18 protein-coding genes, 1 rRNA gene and 1 pseudogene are annotated in these 22230 nt (G+C 66.1%); 19 read left to right on the forward strand and 1 reads right to left on the reverse strand.

From position 1 onward, the window contains the following. The first annotated feature begins 182 nt into the window (after positions 1-182). From rrf to glpK, 5 genes are all read left to right on the forward strand, one after another. Positions 183-297: ribosomal RNA gene (rrf, locus tag FHS47_RS00010) — 5S ribosomal RNA — on the forward strand. A gap of 412 nt (positions 298-709) precedes the next feature. Beyond that, complete coding sequence (locus FHS47_RS00015; protein ID WP_208381705.1) at positions 710-1480, forward strand: DeoR family transcriptional regulator; 771 nt, start codon at positions 710-712, stop codon at positions 1478-1480. A gap of 228 nt (positions 1481-1708) precedes the next feature. Next, positions 1709-3196: a glycerol-3-phosphate dehydrogenase gene (gene glpD, locus FHS47_RS00020; RefSeq protein ID WP_167021752.1), complete on the forward strand. Its 1488-nt coding sequence runs from the start codon at positions 1709-1711 to the stop codon at positions 3194-3196. 69 nt (positions 3197-3265) lie between these two features. Continuing rightward, positions 3266-3970: an MIP/aquaporin family protein gene (locus tag FHS47_RS00025; protein WP_167021753.1), complete on the forward strand. Its 705-nt coding sequence runs from the start codon at positions 3266-3268 to the stop codon at positions 3968-3970. A 16-nt stretch (positions 3971-3986) separates the two neighbouring features. Then, the gene (gene glpK / locus FHS47_RS00030) at positions 3987-5498 is read left to right on the forward strand and encodes a glycerol kinase GlpK (protein ID WP_343203508.1); all 1512 of its coding nucleotides are present in this window, start codon (positions 3987-3989) and stop codon (positions 5496-5498) included. 161 nt (positions 5499-5659) lie between these two features. On the opposite strand, the gene FHS47_RS00035 is transcribed toward glpK, so the two are convergent. Beyond that, entirely contained in the window at positions 5660-6595 is a 936-nt protein-coding gene (locus FHS47_RS00035) for a carbohydrate kinase family protein (protein ID WP_167021755.1), read from the reverse strand. A gap of 268 nt (positions 6596-6863) precedes the next feature. Between FHS47_RS00035 and FHS47_RS00040 the strand changes: the two genes are divergently transcribed. From FHS47_RS00040 to FHS47_RS00100, 14 genes and pseudogenes are all read left to right on the forward strand, one after another. After that, entirely contained in the window at positions 6864-7910 is a 1047-nt protein-coding gene (locus FHS47_RS00040; RefSeq protein WP_072322142.1) for a rod shape-determining protein, read from the forward strand. A gap of 50 nt (positions 7911-7960) precedes the next feature. Then, positions 7961-8947 (forward strand): rod shape-determining protein MreC, encoded by a 987-nt coding sequence (mreC, locus tag FHS47_RS00045; RefSeq protein WP_167021756.1) that lies wholly within the window; start codon positions 7961-7963, stop codon positions 8945-8947. Continuing rightward, a complete protein-coding gene (gene mreD, locus FHS47_RS00050; RefSeq protein WP_167021757.1) occupies positions 8944-9435 on the forward strand; it encodes a rod shape-determining protein MreD in 492 nt (163 codons plus the stop codon). The genes mreC and mreD overlap by 4 nt, the downstream gene beginning before the upstream one ends. Beyond that, on the forward strand, positions 9432-11432 hold the full coding sequence (gene mrdA, locus FHS47_RS00055) for a penicillin-binding protein 2 (RefSeq protein ID WP_167021758.1): 2001 nt from the start codon (positions 9432-9434) through the stop codon (positions 11430-11432). Before mreD ends, mrdA begins: the two co-directional genes overlap by 4 nt. Next, entirely contained in the window at positions 11429-12544 is a 1116-nt protein-coding gene (gene rodA / locus FHS47_RS00060; RefSeq protein ID WP_167021759.1) for a rod shape-determining protein RodA, read from the forward strand. The genes mrdA and rodA overlap by 4 nt, the downstream gene beginning before the upstream one ends. 179 nt (positions 12545-12723) lie before the next feature. After that, entirely contained in the window at positions 12724-13755 is a 1032-nt protein-coding gene (gene mltB, locus FHS47_RS00065; RefSeq protein WP_167021760.1) for a lytic murein transglycosylase B, read from the forward strand. A gap of 122 nt (positions 13756-13877) precedes the next feature. Next, positions 13878-14630, forward strand: a pseudogene (locus FHS47_RS19640) (septal ring lytic transglycosylase RlpA family protein); the annotation flags it as partial. Between the two features lie 171 nt (positions 14631-14801). After that, on the forward strand, positions 14802-15203 hold the full coding sequence (locus FHS47_RS19645) for an SPOR domain-containing protein (RefSeq protein ID WP_247741284.1): 402 nt from the start codon (positions 14802-14804) through the stop codon (positions 15201-15203). Positions 15204-15241: 38 nt separating this feature from the next. Next, positions 15242-16465 carry a D-alanyl-D-alanine carboxypeptidase family protein gene (locus FHS47_RS00075; protein WP_167021761.1) on the forward strand — a complete coding sequence of 408 codons (1224 nt, stop codon included), beginning with the start codon at positions 15242-15244 and terminating at the stop codon, positions 16463-16465. Between the two features lie 13 nt (positions 16466-16478). Beyond that, on the forward strand, positions 16479-16769 hold the full coding sequence (locus tag FHS47_RS00080) for a DUF493 family protein (RefSeq protein ID WP_167021762.1): 291 nt from the start codon (positions 16479-16481) through the stop codon (positions 16767-16769). Between the two features lie 232 nt (positions 16770-17001). After that, entirely contained in the window at positions 17002-17670 is a 669-nt protein-coding gene (lipB, locus tag FHS47_RS00085) for a lipoyl(octanoyl) transferase LipB (protein WP_167021763.1), read from the forward strand. Between the two features lie 12 nt (positions 17671-17682). Further along, the gene (gene lipA, locus FHS47_RS00090; RefSeq protein ID WP_167021764.1) at positions 17683-18681 is read left to right on the forward strand and encodes a lipoyl synthase; all 999 of its coding nucleotides are present in this window, start codon (positions 17683-17685) and stop codon (positions 18679-18681) included. 28 nt (positions 18682-18709) lie between these two features. Beyond that, positions 18710-21034: a carboxy terminal-processing peptidase gene (locus FHS47_RS00095; protein ID WP_167021765.1), complete on the forward strand. Its 2325-nt coding sequence runs from the start codon at positions 18710-18712 to the stop codon at positions 21032-21034. A 243-nt stretch (positions 21035-21277) separates the two neighbouring features. Then, a complete protein-coding gene (locus tag FHS47_RS00100; protein ID WP_167021766.1) occupies positions 21278-22156 on the forward strand; it encodes a mechanosensitive ion channel domain-containing protein in 879 nt (292 codons plus the stop codon). Positions 22157-22230 lie beyond the last annotated feature (74 nt).

Below are 22230 nucleotides of genomic sequence, written 5' to 3' on the forward strand. Positions count from 1 at the left end.
AGGCGCGGTGTGGAAGTGCAGCAATGCATTGAGCTTACGCGTACTAATGAGCCGTGAGGCTTGACCATATAACCCCAAGACGCTTCACCGTCTTAATCCTTGTCTTCCGGTTACCCCCGGACGCTTGTCACTCGTTTACACCCTCTGTGGAGCCGGCGCACCTGCGCTGCTCCCACCCCTTCCCTGGCGGCTATAGCGGCGTGGTCCCACCTGATCCCATCCCGAACTCAGAAGTGAAACGCGCATGCGCCGATGGTAGTGTGGCTCAAGCCATGCAAGAGTAGGTCACCGCCAGGGGCTTTATCCTAAAAACCCGGTCTCTCAGAGGCCGGGTTTTTTCTTTGCTGTCGTGCCCACAGGGCACGCACAGCAACAGGTCACCGCCAGGGGCTTTATCCTAGAAGGCCTTCCCTCACCGGGAAGGCCTTCGTCTTTTACGGCGTTGCTGTCGTGCCCACAGGGCACGCACTGCAACAGGTCACCGCCAGGGGCTTTATCCTAAAAACCCGGGCTCTCACGAGGCCGGGTTTTTCTTTGCCTGTGGGAGCCGGCTTTGCCGGCGATCCCGCGGCAGCGGGCAACCTCGCCGCGAGCACCCATCGCCGCTGAAGCGGCTCCCACACAAAGCGCGCTACACATGGCGCGACTGCGGCATGACACTCTTGCGGCAACAGGTCATCATGTCCGCGTACGGCGAAACGGGAAACCCATGGATCCACGACTCAACCGACGGCAGGAAGAACTGATTGCCATCGTTCAGCGCGAGGGCTTCGCCGGCGTGGACGAGCTGGCCAGCCATTTCGATGTGGCGCCGCAGACGATCCGCCGCGATCTGAACCTGCTGGCCGACGCCGGACTGATCCGGCGCTACCACGGCGGCGTCAGCGCGCAGTCCAGCGTGGAAAACGTCGCCTATGCCGCAAGGCAGTCCCTGCAGGCCGCGGAAAAAAATCGCATCGCGGCATCCATCGCCAGGGAGATTCCCGATGGCTCCTCGCTCTTCATCAACCTCGGCACCACCAACGAAGGTGTCGGCCGTGCGCTGCTGGACCATCGCGACCTCAGGGTCATCACCAACAACCTCAACATCGCCATCCTGCTGAGCGACAACCCCACCTTCGAGGTGATTGTTGCCGGTGGCCTCGTGCGCGGCCGGGATCACGGGGTGACGGGTGAGGCCACGATCGAGCTGATCCGTCAGTTCAAGGTGGACTTCGGCATCATCGGCATCTCGGGCATCGAGCTCGACGGCACCTTGCTCGATTTCGACTTCCACGAGGTGCGCGTCGCGCAGGCGATCATCGAGCACTCGCGGCAGGTTTTCCTCGGTGCCGATCACAGCAAGATCGGCAGGAATGCGATGGTGCGACTTGGTGATTTCTCCCATGTCGACGCCTGGTTCACCGATCGGCCGCCTCCCGATGCGCTCCTTCCCATCCTCGAGGCGGCGGGAACGCAGGTGCACGTGGCCGGGAGCTGACCGGCGACACGGTGCGCCCGGCGATAGCCCCAGCCGTTTTACGCTGCACTGCGGCGTGCGATGTTCGGTAATGTTCGAATATGCTCGATTAGGCTCGATAGTGGCTGATCGACGTCGTAAGAATGTTCGTTTTCGTTGGAAACGCGTTCTTAACGACTGAAAACGAACATGGCGGGCGTGCGGGTCACTTGGTGGTCGCGCCTCGCCTCCTGCAGAACGGAGCACTCGATGGTCGAGCAGGTCGATGTACTGGTGGTCGGCGGCGGCGTGAACGGCGTCGGCATCGCTCGCGATGCCGTGGGCCGCGGGCTGAGCGTCTGGCTGTGCGAGCGTGACGACCTCGCCTCCCATACGTCCAGCGCCGCCACCAAGCTGATCCATGGCGGCCTGCGTTACCTGGAGCAGTTCGAATTCGCACTGGTCGGCAAGGCGCTCGCAGAGCGCGAAGTGCTGCTGCGCGCGGCCCCGCACATCATCTGGCCGCTACGCTTCGTGCTGCCGCATCAGCCCCACCTGCGCCCGGCATGGATGATCCGCATCGGCCTGTTCCTGTACGACCACCTGGGTCGCGGTCGCCGTACGCTTCCCGGTTCGCGCAGGGTCCGTTTCGGTAAACACGTGACTGGGGCGCCGTTGCGCGACGAGTTCGCCGTCGGTTTCGTCTACTCGGACGCCTGGGTGCAGGATGCGCGCCTCGTGGTGCTGAATGCGATGGATGCCGCGCGCCGCGGTGCGCGCATCGAAACCCATACCACCTGCGTCAGCGCCCGTCGCGACGGTGACGGCTGGACTGCGGAACTGGCTGCACGTGACGGAACACGGCACTTCGTGCGGGCACGCGCGCTGGTGAATGCGGCGGGTCCATGGGCCGCGAGCTTCCTGGATGAGGTAGTGCATCTCAAGCACAAGCACACCCTGCGCCTCATCAAGGGCAGCCACATCGTGGTTCCGAAGATCTTCGAGCACCGCTACGCGTACATCTTCCAGCAACCCGATCGCCGCATCGTTTTCGCCATTCCCTACGAACGCGACTTCACGCTGATCGGCACCACGGACATCGAGTATCACGACGACCCTTCGCATCCCCGCATCGACGCAGACGAAAGCAGCTATCTGTGCGACGCCGTCAATCGTTACTTCAAGAAGCAGCTGACCCCGTCCGACGTCGTATGGAGCTACAGCGGTGTGCGTCCGCTGTTGCAGGACGAAGCCGGAAGCGCCTCGGAAGTGACGCGCGACTACCTGCTCGACATCGACCAAGACGGTGCGCCGTTGCTCAACGTCTTCGGCGGCAAGCTCACCACCTACCGCAAGCTTTCGGAAGAAGCGCTCGACCGACTTGCCCCCCTGCTCGGAAACGACAAGCCGGCCTGGACCGCAGATGCACCGCCGCTGCCTGGCGGTGGCGAACGCGACACGGACGAACTGCTGGCCGACATACGGTCGACCCGTCCGTGGCTGCCGGAGAAACTCGCCTGGCGTCTCGTGCACAGCTACGGCACCCGCGCGCGCGACCTGCTCGGCGAGGCCCGCGGGCTGGACGCCTTGGGCGAGAACTTCGGTTCCGATCTCTACCAGGCCGAAGTCGACTACCTCGTGCGTCACGAGTGGGCCACGGAGGCCGAGGACATCCTCTGGCGCCGCACCAAGGTCGGTTTGCGCGTCACGCCGCCGGACGTGGAGCGCCTGTCCGCTTATCTCGCGGGAAAGCGCTGACGCGCGAGCCTGCTTGTCCACCAAGCGCGGTCGCACTCCTGACCTGCCGCGCGATGAAGGAGTATTGGCATGTCGGTGTACCTGAGTGAATTTCTCGGAACGATGGTGATGATCCTCCTGGGCGACGGCGTGGTAGCCGGCGTCCTGCTGAAGGGTTCCAAGGCGGAGAATGCGGGTTGGGGCGTGATCACGTGGGCCTGGGGGCTTGCGGTGCTCATGGGCATCTTCGTTGCCGCGAAGAGCGGCGCGCACATGAATCCCGCGATCACGCTGGCCATGGCTTCCATCGGCAAGCTCTCCTGGTCGCTCGTTCCCGGTTACATCGCGGCGCAGATGGCCGGTGCCTTCACCGGCGCCGTGCTGGTGTACCTGGCCTACCTGGCGCACTGGCGCGGCACCGACGATCCGGCCAAGAAGCTCGGCATCTTTTGCACCATTCCCGCCATTCGGTCGATTCCGGCCAACCTGATCACCGAGGTGATAGGCACGTTCGTTCTGGTGTATTGCGTACTCGCCATCGGCAGCAACGATCTTTCCAAGGGACTCGCACCCATCGCTGTCGCACTGCTCGTGGTGGTGATTGGCATGTGCCTCGGCGGCCCGACGGGTTATGCCATCAACCCGGCGCGCGACTTCGCACCGCGTGTCGCGCACGCACTGCTTCCCATTCCTGGCAAGGGCGGTTCCGACTTCGCCTATGCGCCCGTGCCCATCGTCGGTTCGATCATCGGCGCCTTGCTCGCCGCCTTCGCCTACACCGCTCTCGCGGCCTGATTCGAGAGGACCTATCGTGACCAAGAAGACCTACATCCTTGCCATCGACCAGGGCACGACCAGCTCGCGCACGATGCTGTTCGACCATGACGGCAACATCGCCGGCACCGCGCAGCGCGAGTTTCCCCAGATCTTTCCGCAGCCCGGCTGGGTGGAACACAACCCGCGCGAGATCATGACCAGCGTGCTGTCGACCATGACGGAAGTGATCAGCAGTTCGCAGATCGATCCGGCCTGCATCGAAGGCATCGGCATCACCAACCAGCGCGAAACTGCCGTGGTCTGGGACCGGCATACGGGCCAGCCTATCTACAACGCCATCGTGTGGCAGTCGCGGCAAACCGCCGACATCTGCGAGCGGCTGAAGGCGGAAGGCCATGAAGCCATGGTTCGGGAAAAGACGGGCCTGCTCATCGACGCCTATTTCGCAGGCACGAAGGTGCGCTGGATTCTCGACCATGTGGACGGCGCGCAAGCCCGGGCCGAAGCGGGCGACCTGTTGTTCGGCACCGTCGACACATGGCTGATCTGGAATCTCACCGGCGGCAGGGTGCATGTGACGGACTACACCAATGCCTCCCGCACGCTTATGTACGACATCCACAAGCGCGAGTGGGACGACGAACTGCTGAAAATGTTGAACGTGCCGCGCGCCATGCTGCCGGAGGTGAAGTCCTCGAGCGAGGTGTACGGCACCACGCTGGCGAAGCATTTCTTTGGCCGGGAAGTTCCCATCGCGGGCATCGCCGGCGATCAGCAGGCCGCACTGTTCGGCCAGGCCTGTTTCGAGGAAGGGCTGGCCAAGAACACGTACGGCACTGGTTGCTTCATGCTGATGAACACGGGCGAAAAGGCCGTGCGTTCGAAGAACGGGCTGCTGACCACCATCGCCTGGGGCGTCGACGGCAAGGTGGAATACGCACTGGAAGGCAGCATCTTCGTGGCGGGTTCGGTGATCCAGTGGTTGCGCGACGGTCTGCGCATGCTCGGCAAGGCATCCGATTCGCAGGAGTACGCGGAGCGGGCGAAGGACAACGACGGTGTGTATTTCGTACCTGCCTTCGTCGGCCTCGGTGCGCCGTACTGGCAAAGCGACGTGCGCGGTGCCGTGTTCGGCCTGTCGCGAGGCACCACGAAAGAGCAGTTCATCCGCGCGGCGCTGGAATCGATGGCCTACCAGACACGCGACGTCCTAGAAGCAATGCAAGTCGATTCGGGCATTCAGCTGAAAGAGCTGCGCGCAGACGGCGGCGCCATCGCCAACGACTTCATGGCGCAGTTCCAGGCCGACATCCTCGACGTGACGCTGCTGCGACCAAAGGTGCAGGAAACCACGGCGCAGGGCGCGGCGTATCTCGCCGGCCTTGCCGTCGGGTTCTGGAAGGACAAGCAGGACATCGCAAGCCGCTGGGCCATCGACCGCGAGTTCAAGCCGGCAATGACGAAAGAGCGTCGCGACGAACTCTACGACGGCTGGAAGCGGGCGGTGAACGCCACGATGGCCTTCAAACCTGCCAAGTCAGGGTAACGGACTGACTGTGGGAGCCGCTTCAGCGGCGATCCCGCGGCAGCGGGCAAGCTCGCCGCGAGCATCCTTCGCCACTGAAGCGCTCCCACACAAAGCGCACAACAAAAGAGGGGCGGCGCATCGCTGCGCCGCCCCTTCTTTCAAGCGCAACGGTGGTGTGATCAGCCCAGCGCGTAACCGAACTGATCCTGGAACTCCGCGGCGAACTGATCGTACGTGAAGTACTGGTTCTGCGTGCCCGGATGCTCGACCTTCAATGCGCCCATCAGCGAGGCCATGCGACCGATGGTGGGCCAGTCGTAGCCTTTCATGATGCCGAAGATGAGACCGGCACGGTATGCGTCGCCGCAGCCGGTGGGGTCCACCACCTGGCGTTCGCGTGCAGGCGGAATCTCCGTCGTCTGGCCGTCCACATGGATGAGCGAACCGCGCGGGCCCTGCGTGACGATGTAGGCAGTGACCTTCGAAGCGATCTCTGAGGCACTCCATCCCGTGCGCTGCTGCAACAGCTGCGACTCGTAGTCGTTGACGATGACGTAGGTTGCCTTCGTGATCATCGAGCGGAATTCCTCGCCGTTGAACAACGGCATGGCCTGGCCCGGATCGAAGATGAAGGGCACGCCGCGCGCGGCGAACTCGTCCACGTGCTGGAGCATGGCCTCGCGGCCGTCCGGCGCCACGATGCCGAACGTGCAATGCGCGATGTCACGCACGTGATTTTCCTGGGCGCTGGACATCGCACCGGGATGGAAAGCAGTGATCTGGTTGTTGTCCAGGTCGGTGGTGATGAAGCACTGCGGGGTGAACTGGTCGTCGAACTGGCGGACGCCGTCGAGGCGGATGCCGTACTTCTCCAGGTGCGCGCGGTACGGCGCGAAATCCTGGCCCACCGTGGCCACCGGCATGGGCTCGCCACCCAGCAACTTGAGGTTGTACGCAATATTCCCCGCGCAGCCGCCGAACTCGCGACGCATGGCCGGCACCAAGAACGACACGTTCAGGATATGCACCTGGTCCGGAATGATGTGGTTCTTGAACTGGTCCTGGAACACCATGATGGTGTCATAGGCGAGCGATCCGCAGATTACGGCAGTCATGCGTTGGGTGGCCCTGGAGTGGATTGGCACGACCGGCGAGGTCGCGAGAAACGCCGCCCGCATGGGGGCCGGCAAACCTGACGATCCTACCGAAAAATGGCCCTGAAGGCGACCTCCCCGGGGTACCCGATCCCGCCCCGCAAGGGCGGATTCCGCTCGCATCATCCGGACTTACAAGGCTTTCTTAACGACTGCGCCCTTGCGTGGGGAAGGGCGCCAATCTAGACTCGCACGCTTACTTTTTCCCGCTATGGGCGCCCGCCGCATCATGTTTAAGAAGTTCCGCGGACTCTTTTCGAACGACATCTCCATCGATCTCGGCACGGCGAATACGCTCATTTATGTGCGGGGGCAGGGCATTGTCCTGAACGAACCCTCGGTGGTGGCGATCCGCCAGGACCGCGGTCCGGGCGGCCCCCGTGCCGTGGCGGCGGTGGGCGGCGACGCCAAGCGCATGCTGGGCCGTACCCCGGGCAACATCGCCACCGTGCGTCCCATGAAGGACGGCGTCATCGCCGACTTCACCATGACCGAAGCGATGCTGCAGCACTTCATCAAGCAGGTGCACCGGTCGCGCATGCTGCGCCCGAGCCCGCGCGTGCTCGTTTGCGTGCCGTGCGGCTCCACCCAGGTGGAACGCCGCGCCATCAAGGAATCGGCCGAAGGCGCCGGTGCCCGCGACGTCTTCCTCATCGAAGAGCCCATGGCCGCCGCGATCGGCGCCGGTATCCCGGTGCACGAGGCCCGCGGCTCCATGGTGCTGGACATCGGTGGCGGCACCTCCGAGGTGGCGGTCATCTCGCTCAACGGCATCGTCTACTCGCAGTCCGTGCGCGTGGGCGGCGACCGCTTCGACGAGGCCATCATCAACTACGTGCGCCGCAACCACGGCACGCTGATCGGCGAGTCCACCGCCGAGCGGATCAAGCTCGAAATCGGGTGCGCCTTCCCGCAGAGCGAGGTGCGCGAAATCGAGATTTCCGGCCGCAACCTCGCCGAGGGCGTGCCGCGCATGTTCACCATCAACTCCAACGAGGTGCTGGAAGCCCTGCACGAGCCGCTCTCCGGCATCGTGGCGGCGGTGAAGGCCGCGCTGGAGCAGACGCCTCCGGAGCTCTGCTCCGACGTGGCCGAGCGCGGCATCGTGCTCACCGGCGGCGGCGCGTTGCTGCGCGACCTGGATCGTCTCATCTCCGAGGAAACCGGCCTGCACGTGCAGGTGGCCGACGACCCGCTCACCTGCGTGGCGCGCGGCGGCGGCAAGGCCCTGGAGATGATCGACCAGCACGGCAGCGACTTCTTCGCGTTCGAATGATGAGGGCGCGCACGGGCTGGATGTCCGAGCGCACGGGGACCTCCTGACCCATGGCCCTCAATCGCGACGACCAGTCGCCCCTGTTCGCGGCCGGTGTGGTGGGCACGCTCCGCCTCATCGTCTACCTCGCGCTCGCCTGCGTGCTGATGGTGCTCGACCATCGCGGCGGCTGGCTGCCCGGCGTGCGCTATGGCTTGTCCCTCGTGGTCGAGCCGGTCTATCGCATCGCGGGGCTCCCGTCGCAGGGCTTCCATGCGGCGACGGTGGCCTTCGCCGATCGCCAGCGCCTCACCGACCAGAACCAGCGCCTGCGCGAAGACCTGCTGCTGGCTAACGCCAAGCTCAATCGCATGGCGTCGGTCGCGGAACAGAACCAGCGCCTGAAGGAACTGCTCGACACCCAGCACAGCCTGTCGCTCAACGTGCAGCTCGCGCGTCTCATCGGCGTGGACCTCGGCAGCTTCCGCCACCGCATCGTCCTGAACGTGGGCGCGCGCGACAAGGTGCATCCCGGGCAGGTAGTGATCGATGCGCGGGGCGTCATGGGCCAGATCGTGGAGGTACTGCCTACCACGTCGGTGGCCATGCTCATCACCGACCCGAACCATGCCATCCCCGTGACGATCGAACGAACCGGCCTGCGCACCATCGCCTACGGCTCGCGCGCGGGCGACATGCTCACGCTGCCCAACATCCCCGTCTCGGCCGACGTGCAGGTGGGCGACAAGCTGGTCACGTCCGGTCTGGGCGGACGCTTCCCACCCGGTTTCCCGGTCGGCGAGATACGCGACGTGGCACAGACGCCGTCCGGCACCTTCCTCTCGGCACAGGCGCGGCCCGCGGCGGACCTCGATCGCAGTGAGGATGTGCTCCTGCTGCACGACCTGGCCGAAAATGCCGGCCCGCCGGAGCCGGCACAGGAAGCGGGCCCGCCCGCCAGCCTGGCGCCGGACCCCAACGCGCCGCCTGCGGCTGCGCCAGCACCGGCACCGGCGCGCGCGTCCACCGCCGCGGCACCGGCGGGAGGGGCGCCATGAACAAGACCCGCGTTCGCCAGTTGTGGTTTGCCGCCACGCTGCTCATCTCGCTGTTCCTCATGCTCATTCCGCTGCCGGCGCCGCTCACCCCGCTGAAGCCGTACTGGCCCGCGCTGGTGCTGCTTTACTGGTGCCTGCAGTCGGGCGATCGGGTCACGCTGGGGCTGGCCTTCTGCCTCGGCGTGGCCGCGGATCTCTTCGACGGTGTGCTACTCGGCGAACAGGCGCTGCGCCTCACCGCCATGGTGTTCATCGCGCTGCGGTTCCGGTCGCGCCTGCGCTTCTTCCCCATGTGGCAGCAGTCGCTGGCGGTGCTGGGCCTGCTCGTGAACGACCGCATCCTGCTCATGCTGGTGCGCGTGTTCAGCGGCGATCCCTTGCCGCCGCCCGAGTACTGGATCTCGCCGCTGGTGGGCGCTGCGCTATGGCCGTTCCTGTTCCTCATCCTTGACGACCTGCGCGCGCGCCTGCGCATCCACGAGGCATGAGCCGGCGGCGCGCCTCGATCAAGGAGGTCCGCGGCGAGGTGGCGCTGTTCCGCCGCCGCGCCATGACGGGCTTCGCGCTGATCCTGCTGGGACTGGCAGGCGTATGCGTGCGCTATGTGTATCTCCAGGTACTGCATCACGACGAGTTCGTGGTGCGCTCCGACCAGAATCGCGTGAAGCCGCGGGCGATCCCGCCGGCGCGCGGGCTCATCTACGATCGCAACGGCGTGCTGCTCGCCGACAACGTGCCGGCGTTCCGGCTCGAAGTGACGCCCGAGCAGGTGGCCGACATGGACCGCATGCTGGCAGAGCTCGGCGAGGTGGTGCCGCTCTCCGACGAGGACATTGCCAGCTTCCGGAAACAGGTGAAGCAGAGCCGCCGCTTCGAAGGTGTGCCGCTGAAGCTGAAACTCAACGAGGACGAGATCGGCCGCTTCGCGGTGAACCGCTGGCGGTTCCCCGGCGTGGACGTGGTGCCTTACCTCACCCGCCGCTATCCCATGGGCGCGCAGATGGCCCACGTTATCGGTTACGTCAGCCGTATCGACGCCGAAGACCTCGAGGGCATGGACGAGGAGGAAGAGGCCAGCTACAAGGGCACCACGCACATCGGCCGCATCGGTATCGAGCGCTACTACGAGAAACTGCTGCACGGCGAGCCCGGTTACGAGCTGGTCGAAGTGAACGCCGACGGCCGCACGCAGGCCGTGCTCGACACGACACCCCCCACGCCCGGCAAGAACATCTACCTCAGCATCGACGTGCGTCTGCAGAAGGCGGCGGAGGAAGCGATGAACGGCCGCGCCGGCGCCGCCATCGCCATCGATCCGCGCAACGGCCAGGTGCTGGCCTTTGCCAGCGAGCCGAGCTTCGATCCGAACCTCTTCGTCAACGGCATCAGTTCGGCCGATTACAAGGCGCTGACCACAGCGCCGGACAAGCCGCTGTACAACCGCGCACTGCGCGGCGTCTATCCGCCCGGTTCCACGGTGAAACCGTTCCTTGCCCTCGGCGGGCTTGCGCTGGGTATTCGTCGGCCCAGCGACACCGTGCTTTCCACGGGCGAATTCTGCATTCCTGGGCAATCGCGCTGCTACCGCGACGACAAGCGCGGGGGCGACGGCACGGTGAACCTCCAGCGCGCCATCGAGAAATCGACCAATACGTATTTCTACCGCCTCGCGCTCGACATGGGCATCGACCGCCTTTCCGCCTGGATGTCCCGTTTCGGCTTCGGCCAGAAGACCGGCATCGACCTGGTCGGCGAAGTGGAAGGTATCCTGCCGTCGCGGGAATGGAAGGCGACCCGCAGCAAGAACGGCTGGTACCCCGGAGAAACGATCATCGCCGGCATCGGGCAGGGCTATTGGGCCGTGACCCCGCTGCAACTCGCGCATGCCACCGCCACCTTCGCCGGCCGCGGCATCCCGTACAAGCCGCATTTCCTCCTGGACACGCAAGACGGCGTGGACAGCCCGCGTGTGCGGCAGTCCTTCCCCCCGACCGGCCCCTCGCTCGTCAAGAAGGCGGCGGACTGGGAAGCGGTGGACCAAGGCATGATCGCGGTGATCAACGGCGAGGGCACGGGCAAGGGGCTGGGCAAGGGCTTCCCTTATGTCATCGCTGGCAAGAGCGGCACCGCGGAACGTTTCTCCCGCACCACCAACGCGTACAACGAGAACAAGAACACCGCCTATCTCGCTTCCCGTCACCGCGCGCTCTTCATCGCCTACACGCCCGCCGAAGACCCGCGCATCGCGGTGGCGGTGGTGCTCGAAGCCGGTGCATGGGGCGCGAAGGATTCCGGCCCCATCGCCCGCAAGATCCTCGACCAGTGGGTGGTGGACGAAGGCGGAGCGAGGCCGGAAGACCCGTCGCCCGCCGATATCGTGACCTCGGACGCGCTGCCGGAGGCGGCACCCTCGGGCGAGAACCCGGCGCAGGGCGCGCAACCGGCATCGCCGGACGACGACAGCGGCGAGGAGCAGGCCCAATGATCCAGAACCTCACCGCGCGGATGCGCCGCTTCGGCCTGCGGCTCCTCAGCCGGCCGCGTCTCGACCTGCCGCTGCTGCTGGCGCTGGTTATCCTCGCCTGCGCGGGCCTGGCCACGCTCTACAGCGCAGGCGGCGGCAATTACTCGCTGGTGGGCGGGCAGGCCGCGCGCTTCGCGCTCGGCGGCGTGCTGTTGCTGGTCATCTCACGCATCCCGCCGCCGGTACTGCGGTCGTGGACGCCGTGGCTCTACATGGGCAGCACGGCGCTGCTGGTGGTGGTGGCGGTGCTGGGCGAGGGCAGGGGCGCCTACCGCTGGCTCGACCTCGGCGTCATGCGTTTCCAGCCGTCCGAGCTGCTCAAACTGACCATGCCGATGATGGTGGCCTGGTACCTGCACCCCCGCCAGTTGCCGCCCAGCTGGAAAGACATCGTGGTGGTGGGGCTTCTGATCGCGGTGCCGGCGGGCCTCATCGCCGAACAGCCCGACCTGGGCACGGCCCTGCTCGTGGCGGGCGCCGGTGCGTTCGCGCTGTTCCTCTCCGGCATGGCCTGGTGGCGCATCGGCCTCCTCGTCGGCGGCGCGGCGGCGGCCGTTCCCGTGGCCTGGCAGTTCCTCCACGAATACCAGCGCAACCGCGTGCGCACCATGCTCGACCCGGAATCCGACCCGCTGGGCAATGGCTGGCACATCATCCAGTCGAAGATCGCGGTGGGTTCGGGCGGCGTGTTCGGCAAGGGATGGCAGCACGGCACGCAGTCGCGCCTCGACTTCCTGCCCGAGCACACCACCGACTTCATTTTCGCGGTGTTTTCGGAAGAATTCGGCCTGGTGGGCGTCATCGCCATCATGCTGCTCTATGCCTTCATCATCGGCCGCTGCCTGTGGATCGCGATGAATGCGCGCGACACCTATTCGCGCCTGTTGGCCGGCGCCATCGGCATGAGCTTCTTCGTCTACGTGGCCGTGAACGGCGGCATGGTGGCCGGCATCCTGCCCGTGGTGGGCGTGCCCATGCCGCTGGTGAGCTACGGCGGCACCTCCGCCGTATCGCTGCTCACCGGCTTCGGCGTGCTGATGTCGATCCACGCGAACCGCAAACTGCACGACTAGATGTGCAGTGGCTTTCTGTGGGAGCCGCTTCAGCGGCGATGGGTGCTTGCGACATGCTGGCCCGCTGCCGCGGGTTCGCCGGCATAGCCGGCTCCCACAGGTCTTTCCGAGTTTCCGCGGCCTGAACGTGTTGCAACGTCGCCCGAGACACGCCAGAAACGCGTGTTACGCTTCGGCCCATGGATGAAGTTCTCTCCGCGCGCCGCGCACGACCCGCACGCCGTTTTCCGCGCCTCACAGGCGCGTTGATCGCCTTCCCCCTCCTGTTCGCCTCCGCCGCTCAAGCCGGTACCCATCCGGGCCAGGAGCAACTGGTGCGCGAAGTGGCGAAGGACACGGGCAAGAGCAAGGCCTCGCTGAATGCGCTGCTCGACGGCGCGAAGAAGCAGCAGGCGATCCTCGACGCGATCAGCCGGCCTGCCGAGGGCAAGCCGTGGCGCGATTACCGGCCCATCTTCCTCACCGAGCAGCGGATCGCCGCCGGCGCCGATTTCTACCGCCAGCACCGCGCGCTTCTCGACGACATCGGCCGCAAGTACGGCGTGCCGCCCGAGTACATCGTGGCCATCGTGGGCGTGGAAACCTTCTACGGCCGCAATACGGGCAAATGGAAGGTGCTGGACGCGCTGACCACGCTGGCTTTCTACTACCCGAAGCGCGCGCCGTTTTTCCGCGAGCAGCTGAAGGTGCTGCTGGAGCTTCCCTCGAACCACCTCGGCGGCCCGCTCGATACGCTCACGGGTTCGTACGCGGGCGCACAGGGCTGGGGCCAGTTCATGCCCTCGTCCATCCGTGATTGGGGCGTGGATTACGACCACGACGGCCGCATCGACATGAAGGGCTCGATGGGCGACATCTTCGCGAGCGTGGCGAATTATTTTGCGCAGCACGGTTGGGAAACCGGCGGCCCCGTCGCCGCGCGTGCCCAGCCCGATGCGCGCGCCGTGGCACCGAACGTGCCCAAGGACTGGCGCCCGGTCGCCCCGGTGGAATCCTTCGTGGCCCAGGGCTTCGCCCCCTTGCAGCACCTGAATCCGGGACGCGACGCGCAGCTGGTGCGGCTCGACGGCCCTGCCGGCGACGAATACTGGTTCGTGTTCCAGAACTTCTACGTCATCACCACCTATAACCGCAGCCCGATGTACGCCATGGCGGTGGACCAGCTCGCGCAGGAAATCCGCGCACGCGTGAAGGGGCCGGGCGCGCGATGAAGCAGGGCACCGTGGGGGCGGTGACGACGACAAATGCCCTGTGGGAGCCGGCTGTGCCGGCGACCCCGCGGCAGCGGGCCAGCATGTCGCAAGTACCCATCGCCGCTGAAGCGGCTCCCACAATGGGGCGCGTCGCGCAAATCCTCCTCATGGTTCTGGTCGCCATGACCCTCACGGCCTGCGGCGGCTCGAAGAACTCCCGCCCTTCGTCGCGGGGCGGCGGCTCGGTGTCCTCGCCGCGCGGGGGCTACGACGACATCCGCAAAGGGCAGTCCAGCCGCTACCGCAGCCGCAGCGACAGCGTGCCCACCAACATTCCCGACGTCAGCAAGTTGCCCGAGCCGGTGCCGAAGGTGGAGCCGCGCTCGCTCTACGGCAACAAGTCGCCGTATTCGGTGCTGGGGCAGACCTATCGGGTGCTGCCCAGCCCGCACGGCTATGTCGAGCGCGGCATCGCGTCGTTCTACGGCAACAAGTTCCATGGCTACAAGACCTCCAGCCTGGAGGACTACGACATGTACCAGTTCTCCGCGGCGCACAAGACCTTGCCGCTGCCGAGCTACGCACGCGTCACCAACCTGGAAAACGGCAAGAGCGTCATCGTCCGTATCAACGACCGCGGGCCGTTCCACGAAAACCGCATCATCGATCTCTCCTTCGCCGCCGCGGTGAAGATCGGCGTCTGGCCGAAGGGCACGGGCCTCGTGGAAGTGCGCGCCATCGATCCCGGCGATCCCGGCAGCGAACGCAGTGCGCCCTACGTGAACACGGCGCCGAAGCCCGCCCCTGTGACCGCGCCCCGGCCTCCTGCGGCCTCGGCTGTGGGAGCCGCTTCAGCGGCTATGGGTAGTCGCGACAACATTGCCCGCTGCCGCGGGACCACCGCTGAAGCGGCTCCCACAGGAAGCGACTGCGGCACATCGGTCAGTGCCTCCGTGAGGCCCCGTTCGGTGGCGACGCCCGCGGCTGCCGTGGGCGCCATGGGCGCGGCGGCCGTGCCCGCGGGCGATGCTGCCGACGACTACGGCGACGGCAGCGTGGCAGGCATGACCGATGCCACCCCGGCCGAGGCCCTGCCGCCTGCGGCAGGCAGCACGGCGCGGGCCGCGGGCGCGACCACGCGGATTGTCGCCGCGACGCCCCCGGGCACCGGCGCGGCACCCGCGGCCGCGGCGGTGCCTGCGGGTAGCATCACGCCCCCGGTGCCCGGCAAACCCAGCATCTACCTTCAGGTGGGCGCCTTCTCCGACGTGGCGAATGCCCAGCGGGTGGCCGACCAATTGAACCGCGCGGGCCTTGGGCCTGTCAGTGTCGTCGAGACCCAGATCGGCGGCCGCAACGTGCGCCGCGTGCGCGTGGGGCCCCTCTCCGACGTGGACACCGCCGACCGCGTTACCGACCAGATCGCAGGCATGGGCCTGCCCAGGCCGCAGGTCGCGGTAGACTGACCTCCTTTTTTTCTTGCTTTGACTGGACCGCTGACACGATGAAGCTCTTGCCCCGCTCCCTGTTCGCTTTCGCCGCCGCCGCGCTTGTCGCCGGCGTGACCGTGGCGCAGCAGACGCCGCCCCGTCCCTCTGTGCCGCGCCCCGTGGTCCCCGAGGCGCCGGTGCCGCCGCCGCCGGACGTGGAGGGCAAGAGCTGGGTCCTTATGGACTACAACACCGGGCAGATCATCGCCTCGAAAGACCCGGACATGCAGGTGGAGCCGGCCTCCATCACGAAAGTGATGACCGACTACGTGGTGTCCGCCGAGATCGGCAACGGCAAGATCCACATGACCGATCCGGTCACCATCAGCGAGAACGCGTGGCGCGGCGGCGGTGCGGGCACCGACGGTTCCACCAGCTTCCTGAAGCTCAACAGCCAGGTGCCGCTGAAGGATCTGCTGTACGGCATGATCATCCAGTCGGGTAACGACGCCGCCATCGCGCTGGCCGAGCACACCGCCGGTTCCGAGCCCGCGTTCGCCAACCTGATGAACGCGTACGCGAAGCAGCTGGGCATGACCCACTCGAACTTCCAGAACGCGTCCGGGTACCCCATCGCCAACCACTACACCACGGCTCGCGACATCGCGATCCTCTCGCGTGCGCTCATCCACGACTTCCCCGAGGATTACGCCATCTCCGCGGTGAAGGAGTTCGAGTGGAACGGCATCAAGCAGCACAACCGCAATCTGCTGCTGTGGCGCGACAACACGGTGGACGGTATCAAGACCGGCCATACCGCCGCTGCCGGCTACTGCCTGGCTGCCTCGGCGAAGCAGGGCGACGCGCGCATGATCGCCATCGTGATGGGCGCGAGCAGCGAGAAGGGCCGCGCCGATGCCGCGCTGGCGCTGCTCAACTACGGCTTCCGTTTCTACGAGTCGCACAAGCTGTACGAGGCCAACAAGCCTCTGGCCACGCCGAAGCTCTGGAAGGGCGCCGAGAACACCATTCCGCTGGGTCTCACCGAAGACGCCATGGTGTCGGTCAAGCGCGGCGACTACGACAAGCTCAAGGCCAACCTCGACATTCCCGCCACCCTGATCGCCCCCTTCAAGAAGGGCCAGCAGGTGGGCACGCTGCGCGTCACGCTCGACGGACAGCCGGTGCTGACGAAGCCGCTGGTGGCACTGGCCGATGCGCCCGAGGGCGGGTTCTTCTCGCGCCTGTGGGACACCATCATGCTGTGGTTCCACAGCGACGACGGCGACAAGAAGTAAGAGGGCATTCGTTATGCGCGAGATAGATTTCAGCCAGGCGCAGAAGGAAGGGAAGGGATTCCAGTTCCCAGGCGAGTTCGAGATCACCGCGATCGGCAACGCCAACGCGGGCCTGGACAAGCAGGTGCCCGCGCTGCTCCTGGCCATCGGCGTTGAGGTTCTCCACGAAACGCTGTCGACCAAGCTCACGCCCGCCGGCAACTACCAGTCCGTGACCGTCACCTTCGTGGCGGTTACCCGCGAGAAGTACCTGGAAGCCCACAGCACGCTGCGGGCGGACGAGAACATTCGGTTCACTATGTGAGTGAGTCGGCCGCGCAGCGGCCTGTAAGGCGGCCGCGAAGCGACCTGTGAACCGTAAGAAGAGTGCTCTTACGCACTGGCCGCGCAGCGGCCGCTGACGGTTCACAGGCCGCTTCGCGGCCGACTCGCAGGCGCGATGCGCCGACTCACACAACCGAACCCTTGCATCCCCGGGCCCCCACCCGCAAATTGCCAGAATCCGCCCGCTCAGGCCCTACCCCTTATCCCCGCCCATGACCCTCCCCCTCAACGTCCGCCGGCTGGGGCGCGTCCCCTACGAATCCACCTGGAAGGCCATGAGCGCCTTCACCGACAACCGCACCGACGACACCGTCGACGAGTTGTGGCTGCTGGAGCACGATCCGGTGTTCACGCTGGGCCAGGCGGGCCTGGAGGAACACGTGCTGTTCGCGGGCGACATTCCGGTGGTGCGGGTGGATCGCGGTGGTCAGGTGACCTATCACGGCCCCGGCCAGATCGTGGCCTACCCGATGATCGACCTGCGCCGCACCGGTGTCGGCGTGCGCGAGCTGGTCCACCGCATCGAGCAGGCCATCATCGACACCCTGGGCGAATGGAACATCGGGGCCGACCGCCGTGAGGGCGCCCCCGGCGTCTACGTGGCGGAGGCCAAGGTTGCCGCGCTGGGCCTGCGCATCCGCCGCGGCTGCAGCTTCCACGGCCTGGCCTTCAACGTCGACATGGACCTGGAGCCCTACCACCGCATCAATCCCTGCGGGTACAAGGGTTTGGAAGTCACCCAGGTGGTAGACTTAGGCGGTCCGTCGCGGTTGGCGGACGTGGAAGACGTCCTGGTACAGGAATTCTGCAAGCAGTTCGGCTTCCACGCCGTGCCCGCCGATCCCATCCTCCCCGAACTCCCCGCGCGCCTTGCGGTCTGAGGCTGTAGCCCCATGAGCCAGACTTCCGCTTCCCCCTCCCGCAGCATCCCCATCGCCGTGGTCGACAAGCCCGGCGAGAAGATGCTCGGCAACGACAAGATCGGCCTCAATCGCGCCGGTTTCGACGCATCGCAGCCCGCGCTGCGCAAGCCGGGCTGGATCCGCGTGCGCCTGCCGCAGGGCAACGCCGTGCAGCAGCTGAAGGCGCGCCTGCGCGAGAACTCGCTGGTCACGGTGTGCGAGGAAGCCTCCTGCCCGAACATCCACGAGTGCTTCTCCAAGGGCACGGCCACCTTCATGATCCTCGGCGAGGTCTGCACCCGCCGCTGCTCCTTCTGCGATGTGGCCCACGGCCGCCCGCTGCCGCCCGATCCGCTTGAACCGGCCCGTCTGGCCGAGACCATCCGCGACATGCGCCTGCGCTATGTGGTGATCACCTCGGTCGACCGCGACGACCTTCGCGACGGCGGTGCCGAGCATTTCGCCTCGTGCATCCGCGCGGTGCGCCACGCCAGCCCCGACATCCGCATCGAGATCCTCACGCCGGATTTCCGCGGCAAGGGCCGCATGGAGCGTGCGCTGGACGTCCTGAAGGACTTCCCGCCCGACGTCTTCAACCACAACCTGGAAACGGTGCCGCACCTCTACCGCGAGGTTCGTCCCGGTGCCGACTACCAGTGGTCGCTCGACCTCCTGAAGAACTTCAAGGCCCAGCACCCCACCGTGCCCACCAAGTCCGGCATCATGCTGGGCCTGGGGGAAACGATGGAGCAGGTCCTGGAAACCATGCGCGATCTACGCGCCCATGACGTCGACATGATCACCATCGGCCAGTACCTGCAGCCGACGGCGCACCACCACCCGGTGGTCCGTTACTGGACGCCGGACGAGTTCGAAGCCCTGCGTGTCGCCGGCGAAGAGATGGGTTTCTCCCATGTCGCCTCCGGTCCGCTGGTGCGATCCTCCTACCATGCCGACCTGATGGCTCACGCCGCCGGTGTCGTCGAATAAACGCCAAGCACACCGAGGCCCCGACTACATGACTCTCCGCCCCGCGATCGCCCTCCTGCTGGCCTTGTCGGCCGCGGGCGTCCAGGCACAGGCCGCTGCTCCGCAGAAGCCCGACACGACCGCGCCGGCGACGCAGTCCGCCCCGCAGCCGAAGGACGCCTCCGAGGCCGCCACCTCGCCGCAGCCGCAGCGGAAGGAGTCCAGCCTGCCGTTGAAGCCCACGGCGGCGGAGACGCAGGCGGCGCAGTTGTCGGCCCGCTTCCTCACGCGGTTCCACTACCAGGCCCAGCCGCTCGACGACGCCATGTCGGCCAAGATCTACAAGGCCTATATCGAGTCGCTCGACAGTGAGAAAGTCTTCTTCACCCAGGAAGACCTCGCGAAGTTCGAACCCCTGAAAACGCAGTTCGACGACGCCATCTGGAACCAGGACCTCTCCGGTCCGTTCTCGGTGTTCAACCTTTACATCACGCGCGCCGTCGAACGCATGGAGTACGCGCGCAGCCTGCTGAAGAAGGGCTTCGACTTCAGCGGCAACGAGAGCTTCAACTTCGATCGCAAGAAGGCCGCGGCGCCGAAGAACCAGGCCGAGTTGGACGACGTGTGGCGCAAGCGCACGATGAACGACTGGCTGCGCCTCAAGCTGGCCGGCAAGAACGACGACGACATTCGCAAGACGCTCGACAAGCGCTACGCCACGTATATCTCGCGCGTGCGCCAGCTCGACGACGAGGACGCCACGCAGGCCTTCATGACCGCGTACGCGAACTCCACCGATCCGCACACCGACTACCTCGGCCCCCGCGCTGCCGATGCGTTCGACATCGCCATGCGGCTGTCGCTGGAAGGCATTGGCGCGGTGCTGCAGGCGCGCGACGACTACACCACCATCCGCGAACTCGTCCCCGGCGGTCCGGCCATCAAGTCCGGCAAGATGAAGCCGGGCGATCGCATCGTGGCCATCGGTCAGGGCGAAACCGGCCCCATGGTCGACGTGGTCGGCTGGCGCCAGGACGACGTGGTGAAGCTGATCCGCGGCAAGAAAGACACCACCGTTCGCATCGAGATCCTCCCGGCCGATGCCGGCGTGGACGGCAAGCATGAAATCGTCACCCTTGTCCGCAAGAAGGTCACGATGGAAGAGCAGGCCGCGAAGTCGAAAGTCATCGACGTGAAGGACGGTGACATCACCCGCAAGATCGGTGTGATCGAACTGCCCACCTTCTACCAGGACTTCGGCGCGCGCCGTAACGGCGACGCCAACTTCAAGAGCGCCACGCGCGACGTGTCCAAGCTTCTCACCGAGCTGAAGGCGCAGAAGGTGGAAGGCGTGATCATGGACCTGCGCAACAACGGCGGCGGTTCGCTCAACGAAGCCACCGAACTTACCGGCCTCTTCATCGACACCGGCCCGGTGGTGCAGGTGCGCGACGCGCGCGGCCAGGTCGAGGCACAGGGCGACGACGCGCCGGGCATGGCCTGGGACGGCCCCATGGCCGTGCTGGTGAACCGCGGTTCGGCGTCCGCGTCGGAGATCTTCGCGGCGGCCATCCAGGATTACGGCCGCGGCATCATCATCGGCGAGCCCACGTTCGGAAAAGGCACCGTGCAGAACCTGGTCGACCTCGACCGCTTCGGCAAGGCCACCACCGGCGAAGACGCCAAGTACGGCGAGCTCAAGATGACCATCGCCGAGTTCATCCGCATCAACGGCGACAGCACGCAGCTGCGTGGCGTCACGCCCGACGTGCAGTTCCCGCAGAACGGCGACGCGAAGGAATTCGGCGAATCCACGTACGACAACGCGCTGCCGTGGCGGCACATCGATCCGGCCGATTACAAGCCGGTGGCCGACCTCAAGCCGATCGTCGGGCCGCTCAACCAGAAGCACCAGGCGCGCGTCGCGAATTCGCCGGCGTGGAAGCTGATGCTCGACGAACTGGCCCAGTACCAGAAGCTGCGCGACAAGACTGACATCTCGCTCAACTTCGCGGCCCGCCAGGCCGAGCGCAAACAGTACGAAGCCATGCAGGCCGACTTCCGCAACCGCCGCAAGGCGATCTTCGGTGGCGACGGCAGCCCCGCGGAGTTGGGCGATACCGGAGACACCGCCGACGACGGCCTGAACCCGAACGAGCGCAGCATCAAGTCGGAAATCAAGCAGGAAGCCGAGGCGAAGAAGGCCAAGGACACGCCGTTGGACGAAGCCGCGCACATCGTGGGCGACGAGGTCGCGATGATCAAGGCGGATCCGAAGCTGGCTGCGGAAGTGCTCCCCTACGGCGGCCGCAAGATCGACGCCCCGCAGACGGCACAAGTGCCCGCGAAGCCGACAGGCGACAGCACGCCGTAAGCCGATTCCCAGTGGGAGCTGGCTGGCGTGAGTTCTGTGGGAGCCGGCTATGCCGGCGATCCCGCGGCAGCGGGCAACCTTGTCGCCAGCACCCATCGCCGCTGAAGCGGCTCCCACACAGAGCGCGACCCCTGTGGGAGCCGGCTTCGCCGGCGATCCCGCGGCAGCGGGCATAGACAGCGGTTTTGCGCGACTCCTGCTAGCCTCGATGCGTTTTTCACAGCGCAACAAAGGCAGGGACACATGATCGACTTCCTCGACCGCCTCGGCATCGACCACGCCATGCGCGCGCTGGTCTTCACCTACGCCATCCGCATCGGCCTGGCGATCCTCCTGCTGGTGATCGGGTTCTGGATCGCGGCCCGGCTCGCCAACTTCGGTCGCCGCGCCCTGGAGCGCGCTCGTGTCGACGTCACCCTCGCGCTGTTCCTGCGCAACCTCATCTATGGTGTTCTGCTGGCGCTGCTCTTCATCCAGGTGCTGGGCACCATGGGCGTGCCCACGGCGTCCTTCATCGCCGCCATCGGTGCCGCCGGACTGGCCATCGGTCTTGCGCTGAACAGCTCGCTGTCCAACCTTGCGTGGGGCGTGCTGCTGATCCTGTTCCGTCCGTTCCGCGTGGGCGACTTCGTGACGGTGGGCGGTATCGACGGCACGGTGGAGAGCGTGAACCTCATGCACACGTACCTCATCACGCCCGACAACCGCCAGGCCGTGGTGCCGAATGCCAAGGTGGGCGGCGATGCCATCATCAACTACAACGTGCGCGGCACGCGCCGGTTCGAACTGAAGGTGGGCATCGGCTACGGCGACGACATCGGCAAGGCGATGCAGGTGGTGCAGGAGTTGTTCGCCGAGGATGCGCGCATCCTCAAGGACCCCGCGCCGGGCGTTTGGACCGAAGGCCTGGGCGATTCCAGCGTGAACCTGGTGATCCGCGGCTGGACCTCCGTGCCGGACCTGTGGGAAGCACAGACGACGCTGCTCCGCCGGATCAAGGAACGCTTCGCCGAGGAAGGGATCACCATCCCGTATCCGCAGAGCGAGATCCGTCTGGTGGGGCCTGCGTCCGGCCAGGAAGGAAAGACGTCGTCGCCGCAGGCGTCGTCGAACGACGCCTAGATCCGGCGCCTCCTCTGAAGCATTTCCTTTTCGCAAGCGGGCTCTGTGTGGGAGCCGCTTCAGCGGCGATTGGG

The organism is Luteibacter sp. SG786, assembly GCF_011759605.1.
Classification (GTDB): domain Bacteria; phylum Pseudomonadota; class Gammaproteobacteria; order Xanthomonadales; family Rhodanobacteraceae; genus Luteibacter.

Coding starts and splice junctions, on each gene's coding strand:
- FHS47_RS00015 (WP_208381705.1), top strand. CDS start 710: ATGGATCCACGACTCAACCGACGGCAGGAAGAACTGATTGCCATCGTT.
- glpD (WP_167021752.1), top strand. CDS start 1,709: ATGGTCGAGCAGGTCGATGTACTGGTGGTCGGCGGCGGCGTGAACGGC.
- FHS47_RS00025 (WP_167021753.1), top strand. CDS start 3,266: ATGTCGGTGTACCTGAGTGAATTTCTCGGAACGATGGTGATGATCCTC.
- FHS47_RS00035 (WP_167021755.1), bottom strand. CDS start 6,595: ATGACTGCCGTAATCTGCGGATCGCTCGCCTATGACACCATCATGGTG.
- FHS47_RS00040 (WP_072322142.1), top strand. CDS start 6,864: ATGTTTAAGAAGTTCCGCGGACTCTTTTCGAACGACATCTCCATCGAT.
- mreC (WP_167021756.1), top strand. CDS start 7,961: ATGGCCCTCAATCGCGACGACCAGTCGCCCCTGTTCGCGGCCGGTGTG.
- mreD (WP_167021757.1), top strand. CDS start 8,944: ATGAACAAGACCCGCGTTCGCCAGTTGTGGTTTGCCGCCACGCTGCTC.
- mrdA (WP_167021758.1), top strand. CDS start 9,432: ATGAGCCGGCGGCGCGCCTCGATCAAGGAGGTCCGCGGCGAGGTGGCG.
- rodA (WP_167021759.1), top strand. CDS start 11,429: ATGATCCAGAACCTCACCGCGCGGATGCGCCGCTTCGGCCTGCGGCTC.
- mltB (WP_167021760.1), top strand. CDS start 12,724: ATGGATGAAGTTCTCTCCGCGCGCCGCGCACGACCCGCACGCCGTTTT.
- FHS47_RS19645 (WP_247741284.1), top strand. CDS start 14,802: ATGACCGATGCCACCCCGGCCGAGGCCCTGCCGCCTGCGGCAGGCAGC.
- FHS47_RS00075 (WP_167021761.1), top strand. CDS start 15,242: ATGAAGCTCTTGCCCCGCTCCCTGTTCGCTTTCGCCGCCGCCGCGCTT.
- FHS47_RS00080 (WP_167021762.1), top strand. CDS start 16,479: ATGCGCGAGATAGATTTCAGCCAGGCGCAGAAGGAAGGGAAGGGATTC.
- lipB (WP_167021763.1), top strand. CDS start 17,002: ATGACCCTCCCCCTCAACGTCCGCCGGCTGGGGCGCGTCCCCTACGAA.
- lipA (WP_167021764.1), top strand. CDS start 17,683: ATGAGCCAGACTTCCGCTTCCCCCTCCCGCAGCATCCCCATCGCCGTG.
- FHS47_RS00095 (WP_167021765.1), top strand. CDS start 18,710: ATGACTCTCCGCCCCGCGATCGCCCTCCTGCTGGCCTTGTCGGCCGCG.
- FHS47_RS00100 (WP_167021766.1), top strand. CDS start 21,278: ATGATCGACTTCCTCGACCGCCTCGGCATCGACCACGCCATGCGCGCG.